At 42.3% G+C, this 11,521-nt stretch carries 19 protein-coding genes; 17 read left to right on the forward strand and 2 right to left on the reverse strand.

The features are described from left to right. The 15 genes from BBA02S_RS18715 to BBA02S_RS18780 form a co-directional block, all read left to right on the forward strand. Positions 1-1,567: lytic transglycosylase domain-containing protein (locus tag BBA02S_RS18715; RefSeq protein WP_156477593.1), on the forward strand; the 1,567-nt coding region annotated here is incomplete at its 5' end. A 2-nt stretch (positions 1,568-1,569) separates the two neighbouring features. After that, on the forward strand, positions 1,570-2,226 hold the full coding sequence (locus tag BBA02S_RS18720) for a LysM peptidoglycan-binding domain-containing protein (protein WP_052477462.1): 657 nt from the start codon (positions 1,570-1,572) through the stop codon (positions 2,224-2,226). Next, positions 2,223-2,567, forward strand: coding sequence for a phage baseplate plug family protein (locus BBA02S_RS18725; RefSeq protein ID WP_041114646.1), 345 nt, complete (start codon positions 2,223-2,225; stop codon positions 2,565-2,567). The genes BBA02S_RS18720 and BBA02S_RS18725 overlap by 4 nt, the downstream gene beginning before the upstream one ends. Beyond that, complete coding sequence (locus tag BBA02S_RS18730) at positions 2,542-3,351, forward strand: phage protein (RefSeq protein ID WP_052477460.1); 810 nt, start codon at positions 2,542-2,544, stop codon at positions 3,349-3,351. The genes BBA02S_RS18725 and BBA02S_RS18730 overlap by 26 nt, the downstream gene beginning before the upstream one ends. Beyond that, on the forward strand, positions 3,351-3,689 hold the full coding sequence (locus tag BBA02S_RS18735) for a hypothetical protein (RefSeq protein ID WP_041114645.1): 339 nt from the start codon (positions 3,351-3,353) through the stop codon (positions 3,687-3,689). Before BBA02S_RS18730 ends, BBA02S_RS18735 begins: the two co-directional genes overlap by 1 nt. Beyond that, a complete protein-coding gene (locus tag BBA02S_RS18740) occupies positions 3,686-4,054 on the forward strand; it encodes a DUF2634 domain-containing protein (RefSeq protein WP_041114644.1) in 369 nt (122 codons plus the stop codon). The genes BBA02S_RS18735 and BBA02S_RS18740 overlap by 4 nt, the downstream gene beginning before the upstream one ends. Further along, positions 4,055-5,224 (forward strand): baseplate J/gp47 family protein, encoded by a 1,170-nt coding sequence (locus tag BBA02S_RS18745; protein WP_041114643.1) that lies wholly within the window; start codon positions 4,055-4,057, stop codon positions 5,222-5,224. It begins immediately after the preceding gene. Next, on the forward strand, positions 5,224-5,853 hold the full coding sequence (locus tag BBA02S_RS18750; RefSeq protein WP_041114642.1) for a hypothetical protein: 630 nt from the start codon (positions 5,224-5,226) through the stop codon (positions 5,851-5,853). Before BBA02S_RS18745 ends, BBA02S_RS18750 begins: the two co-directional genes overlap by 1 nt. A gap of 15 nt (positions 5,854-5,868) precedes the next feature. Then, entirely contained in the window at positions 5,869-6,465 is a 597-nt protein-coding gene (locus tag BBA02S_RS18755; protein ID WP_041114641.1) for a tail fiber protein, read from the forward strand. Beyond that, positions 6,462-7,469, forward strand: coding sequence for a hypothetical protein (locus BBA02S_RS18760; RefSeq protein WP_041114640.1), 1,008 nt, complete (start codon positions 6,462-6,464; stop codon positions 7,467-7,469). Before BBA02S_RS18755 ends, BBA02S_RS18760 begins: the two co-directional genes overlap by 4 nt. An 11-nt stretch (positions 7,470-7,480) precedes the next feature. Further along, the gene (locus BBA02S_RS18765; RefSeq protein WP_041114639.1) at positions 7,481-7,873 is read left to right on the forward strand and encodes a hypothetical protein; all 393 of its coding nucleotides are present in this window, start codon (positions 7,481-7,483) and stop codon (positions 7,871-7,873) included. Continuing rightward, the gene (locus tag BBA02S_RS20420; RefSeq protein WP_082040300.1) at positions 7,860-8,021 is read left to right on the forward strand and encodes an XkdX family protein; all 162 of its coding nucleotides are present in this window, start codon (positions 7,860-7,862) and stop codon (positions 8,019-8,021) included. Before BBA02S_RS18765 ends, BBA02S_RS20420 begins: the two co-directional genes overlap by 14 nt. A gap of 55 nt (positions 8,022-8,076) precedes the next feature. After that, positions 8,077-8,490 (forward strand): hypothetical protein, encoded by a 414-nt coding sequence (locus BBA02S_RS18770; protein WP_041114638.1) that lies wholly within the window; start codon positions 8,077-8,079, stop codon positions 8,488-8,490. A 13-nt stretch (positions 8,491-8,503) separates the two neighbouring features. Continuing rightward, positions 8,504-8,773, forward strand: a complete 270-nt coding sequence (locus BBA02S_RS18775) for a phage holin (RefSeq protein ID WP_041114637.1) — start codon at positions 8,504-8,506, stop codon at positions 8,771-8,773. Continuing rightward, a complete protein-coding gene (locus tag BBA02S_RS18780) occupies positions 8,770-9,579 on the forward strand; it encodes an N-acetylmuramoyl-L-alanine amidase (protein ID WP_052477459.1) in 810 nt (269 codons plus the stop codon). Before BBA02S_RS18775 ends, BBA02S_RS18780 begins: the two co-directional genes overlap by 4 nt. Before the next feature lie 68 nt (positions 9,580-9,647). Here BBA02S_RS18780 and BBA02S_RS18785 read toward each other — a convergent pair whose 3' ends face one another. Both BBA02S_RS18785 and BBA02S_RS18790 read right to left on the reverse strand, forming a co-directional pair. Further along, the gene (locus tag BBA02S_RS18785; RefSeq protein WP_041114636.1) at positions 9,648-9,953 is read right to left on the reverse strand and encodes an STAS-like domain-containing protein; all 306 of its coding nucleotides are present in this window, start codon (positions 9,951-9,953) and stop codon (positions 9,648-9,650) included. Beyond that, positions 9,947-10,840, reverse strand: a complete 894-nt coding sequence (locus tag BBA02S_RS18790) for a hypothetical protein (RefSeq protein WP_041114635.1) — start codon at positions 10,838-10,840, stop codon at positions 9,947-9,949. Before BBA02S_RS18790 ends, BBA02S_RS18785 begins: the two co-directional genes overlap by 7 nt. A 200-nt stretch (positions 10,841-11,040) precedes the next feature. Between BBA02S_RS18790 and BBA02S_RS18795 the strand changes: the two genes are divergently transcribed. Further along, the gene (locus BBA02S_RS18795; RefSeq protein WP_041114634.1) at positions 11,041-11,265 is read left to right on the forward strand and encodes a hypothetical protein; all 225 of its coding nucleotides are present in this window, start codon (positions 11,041-11,043) and stop codon (positions 11,263-11,265) included. Beyond that, positions 11,258-11,503, forward strand: coding sequence for a LexA family protein (locus BBA02S_RS18800; protein WP_041114633.1), 246 nt, complete (start codon positions 11,258-11,260; stop codon positions 11,501-11,503). Before BBA02S_RS18795 ends, BBA02S_RS18800 begins: the two co-directional genes overlap by 8 nt. Positions 11,504-11,521: the final 18 nt, after the last annotated feature.

An 11,521-nucleotide genomic window follows, 5' to 3' on the forward strand; every position in this document is an offset into this window, starting at 1 on the left:
GGGTCTCTCACCGGGTACGTCTACACTTGTACATCTGCCCCGCGGGACAGAAGTTTTGCCGCACCGTGAAACAAACGCACTCATGAATGCACCGGCTTATCATAGCGGCAGCTTAGGTGATGGCGTCCTTCATGGGGCATACAATGCGGTGAAGGAAAAAGCATCAAATGCCTGGCAAGGAGCGAAGGATGTAGCTGGTTCGGCATGGGAAGGAACCAAAAATGCTGTCGGAAAGGCGAAAGACCTTGCGCTCGATGTGTTCTCTTACATTGGCAATCCGAAAGGGTTAATGACCAAGGTGTGGAGTCAATTCAGCGGGTTTTTCCCTAAAATGAGCGGAGCTTTCGGGCAAATGGGCACAGGAGCGATCAAGCTTATAAAAGACAAGATTGTTAATTTTGTCGGAGAAAAGATGTCCGGGCTGTTAGATATGGGAGACGGCTGGACAGGTGGAATGGAGAAAGACCCTCGATCAGTGGGCCGCGGCGCCGGTATGGGCGGAATGATGCGGTATGTTGAGCATTGGTACAATCAAGTAAAGAATCGTTTCGGTCCTACAAGGTTCATGGGAGGCTTTTCTGATCGTGGCGTTGTCGGAAATTCTAAAGTAAAGAGTATGCATGCTTATGGCCGAGCGTTTGATATTGGAGGATCTCATCAAACGATGAATGCGATTGCGGAGTACCTAAGACAATCAGCATCTAATCTCCAATACGTTATCTACAATCGGAAAATAGCAGGTCCGGGCATGGGCAAAGCATGGAGAAGATACAACGGGTTAAACCCTCATACAGATCACGTTCATGCTGACTTCCTTCCAGGTGGAGGAGGCGGTGGCGGCGGTTTCGGTAACTTCAAAGGCGGCGGGGCGACCATGGCGCGCACGGCTATTACACAGGCTTTGCGTATGCTAGGCAAGCCAATGTCTTTATTGGAGCCGCTTATGTGGATTGCCCAGAAAGAGTCTGGCTTTAATCCAAATGCAGTTAACAACTGGGATAGTAATGCAAGACGGGGCGATCCATCTGTTGGTCTCTTCCAGATCATCGGCTCTACCTTTAAACGATGGATGTACCCTGGCCACGGAAACCGCCGTAATCCATTGCACTCTGCTTTAGCTGCTATTCGCTATATGGATGGACGGTATGGCGGCGTTATGAAGCACCCGGGTGTTAAATCACGAATGCGCGGCGGTGGATATAAACCGTATGCGAACGGTGGGATTATTAATCATCCACATATGGGACTCGTTGGCGAAGCAGGCCCAGAAGCGATTATTCCGTTAAGTTGGAATAAACGCCATCATGCCTTGCCTTTAATCAAGCGGGCGGCATCGAAATTTGGCGCTAGTGTAAATGATTCATCTAACAGCTATACACCGGCTGAATCATATTCTTCTTCCGGTAGTGGCGGCCGAGACGTGACCATTCACTATAGCCCTACTGTTCACATTACAGTACCAGGCGGTGGAGAGGTGCCAGCAAGTGTAAAAGCAGAGGTTGAGAAAATACTAGAAGATCATTACCGTAAGCTACAAACCTTAATTATTGATCCGGAGGGGGTATGACAATGGCAAGGCTAGGAAATATTCAACTTCATATTGAAACGGAAGGGGATAACAGCTCTGTCGATGTCTCATCTTACCCAGTGGAGAAAGGTGTCCCTCTCAGTGACCACATTCAACAAAAGCCGGATGAATTTTCTTTGTCCGGCTCTATTCTTGGCCCGAACTATGTGAGGGATAAAGAGTATTTAAAGCAGGAAATGAAGAAAGGCACCATATTTACTTATGTCGGAAGAAATATCGCCAAACAGGTTGCTATCCTTGCAATTGATGGAAATATGCATGCCGGCATTGCCAATGGTTCAGAAATTAACATTAAGCTTCAGACTATCAAGTTTGCTAGCTCTCCATGGAAGCGGGTAGGAACTGGGGCGGTAGTGGGAAACACCGGTTTGAAAAAGCCTGTTTCAAAAACTCCACAAAAAGCGGTCTACCATGTGACGAAGAAGGGAGACACTTACTGGGGGCTTTCTAAGAAGTACGGCGTATCTATTGATCAGCTACGGAAGTGGAATAAATATCCGGACCGGAAGATTCCAATAGGTGTAAAACTTCGCGTTGGTGGCGTGGATATTGGAGAAGGCCAGAATGCATCTTTACTAAATCGTGGAATTGGAGAAGGAACAAATGCTGGATCTACAAACCGAGGTGTTAGCGCATGATCTATATTCCTATCGAAAAAGAATTGCTGCCAGAAGAATTTGAGATTCAATTGGGGGCGGAATTTTTCATTATGGGGATCAACTACAATGAGTCATTTGATTTTTTTACAGTTGATCTATATGACAATGACCGCAACCCAATTGTTTTAGGAGAGAAGATGGTCATTGATCTGCCTTTGTGGGAGGGCATTTCTGATAATCGGCTGCCGGCTCCGACTCTCATTCCTTACGACACATCAGGAAAAGCAGAACGAATTACTTTTGAGAGTTTGATGGTAACAACCTTTTTAATTATAGATTCGGAGGCAGATGATTATGGCGACAGCACCTATAATGTTTAGGCGAGTCACCATTATTGATATCGCCGGAGACAACTGGGAGACATCTTTCAACGCGAAAGACTATCACATTACCTTTGACGTTCCTTTTGACTCGGATATGACACCGAATGAAATCACTGTAAATATTTTTAATCTGTCAAAGCTTTCTCTTGGCCGGCTGGGAAAAGGGATGAGCGTCACGGTGCAAGCGGGATATGAAGGGAATTATGGTGTTCTTTCTCGCGGGAAGATCACCTCCATCTATACTTTCCGGGAAGGGCTGGACCGGATCACAGAGTTGAAAATTACTGACGGCCAAGATGTTACGGCTAAGAAGGCAAAGAAAAGTGAAACCTTCAAGCCATGGACCAGGTCTGATATTATCATCAGAAAGATTGTAGAAATGATGGGCTTGCGTCTGGCTGAATTAAAAATGCCAGAGAACAAGCAATATAAAAAAGGTTATGTGGTGTCAGGTAACTTAATAAGCCATTTATCTGCAGTAGCAAAAGATAATGGCGCTTCTGTCTTCTGGAAAAGAGGAAGCTTGGTGATCCGTTCCCTTAAAGAGCCGACATCTGAAATTTGCTTTCTTTCCGAAGAAACTGGATTGATTGGATCACCGGAATACTTTGATGAAGAAGGAGCCAAAGGGTATAGGGCAAAAAGTCTCCTGCAGCACAAAATATGTCCGGGCATTCTTGTTAAATTTGAAAGCCGTACATCCAATGGAGAATATAGGGTCAGAAAAGGAAGGCATATCAACAACGGCTCCGAGTTTGTTACAGAATTAGAGGTGGTCTGATGGCGAATGATACAAAATTTTATTTGGATCTTATAAATGTAATGGCTGCAAAAATTAAAGTGGCTGCGCCTGCTCGTGTGATGAAGGTAAATGGAGACGGAACAGCTGATATTGTGCCGCTTTATATTGTAAACGGAGAAAAAGCTGATCCTATATTGGGGGCTCCGTATTTAAAGCATGTGAATCCTCCAGATGATCCGCTCAGGATAAATGATGTCGTGTATGCGGTTTTCGCGGATAGGCAACTTGATAATATGAACGGCAGCCAGTCATTTAAAGCTGATTTTCCTTTGTTGCATCGAGAGACAGATGCAGTAATTGTGGGGGTGTTTGCATGATTGCTCCAAAAATAGAAAACGGGGATATTGTCATTAAAAATGGCGAATGGGTATTTGTTGAAGGAGACGAAGAGCTCGCTCAATCTGTTGAGTCTGTATTGCAGACACAGAGGGGCGAGTTTTTTCTTGATGAAGAAGGCGGCCTTCGTCATGAAAACCTATTTGGCAAACACACTGATGAGAATGTTTTGAGGGATGATATCATTGAGGCTGTTTCCCAAGAGGACAGAGTGAATGCAGTGACAGATATTCAAATAATCGATGACAAAAAAGCCCGAAAGCGGAGCGTTCTCCTAAGTATTGAGAAAGAGAATAAACAAACTATCAGGAACATTCAAGTGCCACTGGGGGAAGGAGGGAGATAGATGCTCACAAAAGATGGATTTAAAAGAAAAACGCGCGATGATCTTATTTATGACATGGGATTGAAAGCGCAGGAGCTGTTTGGAGAAAATATCAACCTCACTCCTCGCAGTTTCATGGGCCTTCTTATTCGTTTGTACGCCTTCTTTTTAGCGATTGTTTGGGAGTTGGCTGAAAAGGTCTATTACTCTGCATTTATCGACAAGGCAGAAGGGAAGCAGCTTGATGACATCGGGCGTAATAAAGGGATTCCCCGGGAGGAAGCGGCGGAATCAACAGTTGATCTTGTATTTAAGGGTACGCCAGGGCTAATTGTTCCTGAATTAAAGCGGTATACCACAGAAACGGATATTTATTTCTTGCTTACAGAAAGCGTCACATTAGATGAAACAGGCACAGGTTCCGGCCGTGCTGTATCGATTGACGCAGGCGTCCATACGCTGGTACCCGCGAACACCATCACGATTCAAGCAGAGCCAATGGAGGGATTAACAAGCATCACAAATCCGGAGGCATCCGCCGGCGGCCGCGACCGTGAAACAGATAGAGAGTACCGGAAAAGGCTCAAAACTTCGACTGCTCCTGAAGGCAAAGGGACATCTCCTGCTATCCGATCAGCATTATACGGAACGACAGGAGTACGAGCTGCCAATGCAATCATTAACAACAAGAATCAAGTCGATGAATACGGAAACCCTCCTAAATCAGTCCATGCCTATGTATTGGGCGGAGATCGTCAGGCCATTGGAGAAACCTTGCTTGATTCAGTAGGTGGAGGGATTGAAACAGTTGGCCAGGAAGCGGTCATGATCAAAGACATTAGCGGCATAGAACATGAAATGAGATTTGATTATGCAACTTCTGTCAATGTCCAAATCCAAATAACCCTGACTAAAAACAGCGCTTTCCCAGCGGATGGGGACCTGCAGTTGAAAGATAATCTTGTCCGGCTGATCGGCGGAGTGGACTCAGCAGGGGCTTACTGGACCGGTTATGTAATGGGGCAAGACGTGATTTATTCGCAGTTGTTTAGCCGCATTTATCAAATCCCCGGCATCGATGATGTGACACTTGCCATTGGCAAAGAAGGAGAAGCGCTGGGAGCCAATAACATTATCATAGGGCCGAATGAAGTAGCGACTACATCAGCGGCGTTAATCGAGGTGGCGTGATGCTTCAAAGTTGGCTAAATAAACTTACTGATCGATATGTTAAGAATCCGAATTCGAACATTGGAAAGTTGTTTTTGATTGTAGACAGCGAGATTGAGCAGGCAAAGGCTGCCCTCCTCAAAACAGAGGAATGGAGAAGCCTGGACAATGCTAAGGGAAGCACCTTAGATTTGCTGGGCGGAAATGTGGGGCAGGAGCGCGGGAAATCATCTGATGAAATTTATCGGGTACTGATCCGCGGGAAGGAAGCTTTAAACCGATCAGACGGCACAATCAATAAAATTATTGAAGTTCTGTCCGTTACATTAGATTGTTCGTCAAGCGAGATCAACCTGTACTCGTTAAAAGAAAGAGGAATCGATGAACCAGCGGCAATTATTATTACAAAAGCTCCACTGGATGCCTTGAATAGAATTGGCCTTACGCCAGCTCAATTTACTCAAATCGTTCAAAAAACAACCTTGGCCGGCGTGAGGGTGGATTCTGTTGAGTTTAATGGAACATTCGAATTTGGAACCACAGCAATGGAAACAGATCCCGCTGCTGGTTTTGCTGATATTGAAGGAACAACCGGCGGTTACTTCGGGCTGGTATTCGTGCCATCCCAAGAAGAAGAATTACCGTTTTAGAAGGAGTGAGAATAGATGCCTTTTGAAAAGCCATTACCAGAGTGGAATGCTGTTGGAGTAGAACCACCTCAGTCCTTAAAAGACGAGGGATGGAAACCTATACAAAAACCGCCAGCAGATTACTTTAACTGGTACATGTTTAACACCTATCAAGCATTGCTGGAACTGCAGCAAAAAGCGGCGTTAAAAGATGAAATCCCCTTGCCGCCAGACGCCAGCACCACACAAAAAGGTGTGACAAAGCTTAACGACACAACAAACAGCACATCTACAACAGAGGCGGCCACTGCCAATGCGGCCAGAAAAGCAAAAACAGAAGCAAAAGAATACACAGACACCGCTCCAGAAGCTATGCTGCAGAGCATGGGGAGATTTGGCACAAAGCGATCGTCCAAAAATGCAAACGGAACTTTTCTGAAAGTAGAAAGGAAGAGGAAAGACGGCACTTTGTTCATGAAAGCAGAGTTCAGCAGCCCGAATGCTGACGGAAATCCCACTGTCCGAACAATCACAACCTATGCAGCGGATGGAACTACAGTGGTGGGAACACCGATTATATTTGATGTCCTTTATGACGCAGACGGGGATTATGTTGAGGAGGTACCTCGATGATTGATATTCGCGAGCATGGTGGAGTTTTAAGTGGTCAAAAGAAACAAGTCCAGTTTGTTCCACAGCCTTTTACACCAGTTAGTATTAATAATCAGTATTTTAATTCTGATAGTAAAATGGAGATCGGCAAAACAGTAGCATTAATTAAAACAGCACGTAATGAACAGGCAACAGTAGACTTAACCACTAATAAACTCATAGCAAAAAACGGTTTAACTTGTTACCACGTAATGATGGATGAAAACGATGATTATATATACGGAAGATTCTACGATGTTTCAACGTACTTTTACTGCTGTTACGATAAAAACTTTAACATGGTATGGAAAAATCCTGATTCCTCACTTGCATCTTCTGGAATATTAACAAAAGATTATATTATAACAAGCAAAGGCGGCGTAATAATCAAACTTAGTAGAGCAACTGGAGAAATAGTTCAAACTATTAACAACAGTGATATAACTTTTGGAGGCGCAATGTTGTGGGGTTCTAATGAAACAGGAACAAAGATCATTCAATATCAAAGCAATGGCAAAATTGTGATTATCAACGTATCTGATTTATCCATTGATAAAGTGATACAAACTGATATAGGCACGGGGACAAGTTTATCTCTTTATGGAGTAGCTTTGTACAAAAATATTCTACATGTTTTTCGGGCATATACTAGTACTCTTCGTCACTATATGTTTGATATTAACGGGACTAACTTTACACTAGCAGAAGCTATTACAACTGGTGGCTACAGTGGTGATCTCTGTCAAATAAGTTGGGGAGAAGGTTACGGTTACAATGGTTATGTAAAAACATTGAAAAAAGGAGTACTTGTTCACGCATATAATACTATGATGTTGCTAAGTTATAAACTTGGTGACGGTGGTGTAAATAAACTTCATTTGGCCGGAAAAAAAGTAAGATATGCAATGGCGAATAATATACACTATTTCAACTTTGATAATACTAGTGGATCGTATGCTGTAACTGATTATGGTCTATTACGATAAGGAGGAGTAACATGGCTAAAATTCTTGTGTTTTTGAGCAACACAGAAGGTACTATCAAAGAGATGACGACAACGCTTTACCAATATCAACATCTAAATGAAGAAATGAAAGCAAGAGGCATTGAGATAGAAGAATCAAGTTTGCCGCAGCCCGAAAATATTGAAGGCAAGCACGCTAAACTAATGTATAACACTGAAACAGGCGAATTCTTCTACAAGTATGAGGATCGACCGCTTACCGCTGAAGAAGAGCTGGCGAAAGTTAGAGCAGAAAATGAAATCCTCACGGAAAGTCTGATTGATTTTAAGACGCAATACATGGCTGTACCTTGTCAGAATCATCAGGATTACCCGGTCGTTATTGATAAGATCATCGAGGAGGCGAAAAAAGATGGAACGGTCTAGTGACTACGCTTTGTTGGAGATGGCCTGGAATCGCCCGCGAAAATTAGTGACAATGGAGCAATTAAGACTATTTGTTACCTATAGCAGAATAACGGCTGAGGAATTCAAATTAATCACAGGTCAAGATTACACAAACGCTGCTGAATAGTAGGCGTTATTTTTTTTGCAAGAAAAGGGATATACAGAGAAAGGGGTGAGTGGGTGTGTCAGAAGAAAGGGGCGGTCTTATGACCACTGAAAGCTTTGCATTGAAGATGTTTGAGGCAATTGGCGGTCTAAGCGGAGACTTAAAAGAAGTATCAGCCACTATGCGAGGCATCGATGAGAAATTAAATCACATGAATACAAAAATCGAAGATGTAAAAACCCTAGCGAAAGAAGCATCCTCTTCAGCAGATACAGCAAACAGTAAGGTCAATGAAGCTATGGGGCTTATTAGAGACAATAAAGAGGATATTGAGCGCCTATTTGTGAAATTTCGTGAAAAAGATGCAGAGAGAAAAGCAGACAAAAAAGAGGCGTCTGACAAGCTTTTTAAATGGGTGGGAATTGTAGTTCCAGCGAGTATTAGTATCACAAGTATTATCATCACTATTATTTTTCGGCTTTCAAACTAAGGAGGGAATTCAATTGAATATCAACTGGAGAGTGCGTTTTCAACATGGGCCATTTCTTATGGCTCTTTTTTCTTTGCTTTTATTGCTGGCTCAACAAGTAGCGAATTTGTTCGGTTATGACATTACGCCGAATTTTTCTGAACAGGTCACAAGTGTGTTTAATACGATCCTTAGCATCTTGGTGCTGATCGGGGTCGTGAGTGACCCAACCACAAGCGGAACAGGAGACAGCGAACAGGCTTTGCGTTACGACGAGCCAAAAGAAAGGAGTCCTTTCGAATGACGAAAATAGCATATTGCGCCGGGCATGGAAGGTACACAGCTGGCAAACGAACGCCTGACGACGAAAGAGAATGGGTATTTAATGATAAAGTAGTCCGAGCGATGGAAGCGGAATTAAACACCTATGAAGGCATACAACTTCTCCGCACTGATGACCCCACAGGAAAAACAGATGTGCCGTTAAATACTCGCACTAACAAAGCAAACAAGTGGGGCGCTGATCTCTATGTATCGGTTCATCATAACGCCAATACAGGCGGGTGGGGAACATGGACAGGGGTTGAAACTTTTACTAATTTAGGATCGAATCCAAAAAGTGAGCGATTAGCACGGTGTGTGCATCCCCGTATTGTGAAAGCGATGGGATTGCGCGACAGGGGTGTGAAGAAAAAGAATCTGCATATTGTCAGAGAGACCAAGATGCCTGCTATCCTTACAGAAGGCGGCTACATGGATTCAACCGTTGATATTGCGAAACTACGCAGTGATGCTCATTTGAAAGCACAAGGAGTGGCAATTGCGCAAGGGATCGCTGAATATGCCGGTTTGAAAAAGAAAGCAGGAGCGGTCACGAAACCTGCTACAGTCACAGAAGGCGCTTACCGCGTTTACACCGGTATGTTTGAATCCGATAAAGAAGCTGAAAAACAAGCTAAATTAATCGGTGCCAAACTAGGGTACAAGCCATTTCCCAAAGATAAAAGAGTCTGGACAGGCGTATTTAATACATTAGAATCCGCTATAGCTGCCCAGCAGAATATCAGTCGAGAGTTTGGATTTAACCCACAAATTAGACAAGAAGAATAATAGATAAAAGCTCCCTTTAAAATCAAGGGAGCTTTTATCTTAAATATTTGATGTAAAGAAACTGTATTTTAATTTAAAACCAATTCCTGGCGACGTTCAACTTCAGAAAGAAACCGGCTTTTAATCATGTTATTAATTTGAGAGTTAGAATTAATGAATTTTAAATGCGCTTTAATAAAAGCGAAATCAAAATGATCCAACAGCTCTATAAACGCCGTGTTCACGAAAGATGATGTAGTTCCTCCAATGTCCGTAAAATCGACTGTTACAGATTTATTTTGTTGTAATTCAGGCAACAATAACTGTTTCAACATCATTCCATCTGTATTGGAGTAACAGCGTCCTATTTGGTCAATAACTTTAATGATTACCATTCGAACTCCTCCTCAATATCTAAAATAGCGTAGATTGTATCAGTCTTCAATACCACTTCGATAAATGTGCCCGGATAAAAACCATCTCCATCACGTGGAAAGGTATTAACTCCATTATAACCTCGTGTACAGCTTAATATACCATAATTCGATATCAAGTGGACAATACCTTTATTTTGTTGTACCACATTTGTTATTAATGTATGCAATCCGGCACCAAGATTTCTTGGAGAAGTTTTCGACGTCACTTTATCCTGGATTGCTAACTCAAGAGCTTCGCTATCGGTTTTGGGATTATGTACTTTCCTAATATTACTTGGAATACCCACACCAAAATCGGAAATAGCTATTTTGATTTCATTTTTACTAGGGTAATGTTGGGCGCAAAGGCAACCAATGTTTTCAGTCGAATGATCTTTAATGTTGTTAAAAAGCTCGCCAATACACATTTTGATAGTGTGCAAAGCAGATGTATCCACATTTAAACATCTGGAAAGCCACGGAGCCAATTTATTATCCAACCATTGTAAGCTATGAGCATAAGCCACCTTTTGGATAGGAATGGTAGTCAGTCGAGGTGTGGCGTTGGGAGCCAAAGTCTGATTAAAATGCTCTCGGAAAAACAGAGAATCATCTAAATACTTTATTGGACAGTTTTTTTCTACTCCAAATATGCGCGGATACGTTACAGTTGTTGTTACCCCTCTATTTCTTAGCCAATCGAAAATATTGCTAAGCAATGAAATAGCTGTAGGCTCGATGAAACGCAATCCTCGAAAGTCAAACTCAATTTTTTGGCTTTTGGGCATCATATTTGTATCAATAACTTCATTTAAGAAATCGTGTATGGAATTTTTTTCAAATTCAGCCGGTAAGTGAACAATCATGTTTATACTCCCTTTTTTGTTAATAATTCAAAAATACCATTGATAGGAAAATATAAACACTGTTTCGACAAATGTAGACATAATATTTAAGCGATTAAAAAACAAAATCGTCCTAATTTATAAAAAGTTATTTCTTTTCAAATTGATATAAGAACGTTTGTTCTGTATAATTAAAAGAAAACAGGAAGGGAGCTACTAAAATGAATGGCTTATTGCTTACCTCGAAAGAAGAAAAACTTCCGATTGAACTAATGTACCTGTCCGATCAGGGAGAGATTAGCCACCGCTTGGTGATCATCACACAAATACAAAAGGATTACATTAAAGCTTATTGTTTCTACAAAAAACAGCCCCGAACTTTCAAACGAGCCAACATCTTAGCAGCTTCCAAGCCACGAAAGGGAGTCGAGGGAAAGTATGCGTAATCAAAAACTTACTTCAAAACAACAAAAGGTACTGGAGGCTGTGATAGAGCATCAAAATAAAAAAGGCTATCCTCCAGCGATTCGGGAGTTGGGTGATATTTTGAATTTAGCTTCCCCATCCACTGTAAAAAATTTCTTAGACGTTTTAAAAAGAAAAGGTTATGTAACTTGGGAGAAAGGGAAACCGCGCACTTTAAAGGTATTGGACAAAGGAAGAGAACTGATTGCTGTTGAATAAGAAAAAGCCCTTCTCATC

The sequence above is a fragment of the Bacillus badius NBRC 15713 genome, assembly GCF_001591605.1.
Lineage (GTDB): Bacteria > Bacillota > Bacilli > Bacillales > Domibacillaceae > Pseudobacillus > Pseudobacillus badius.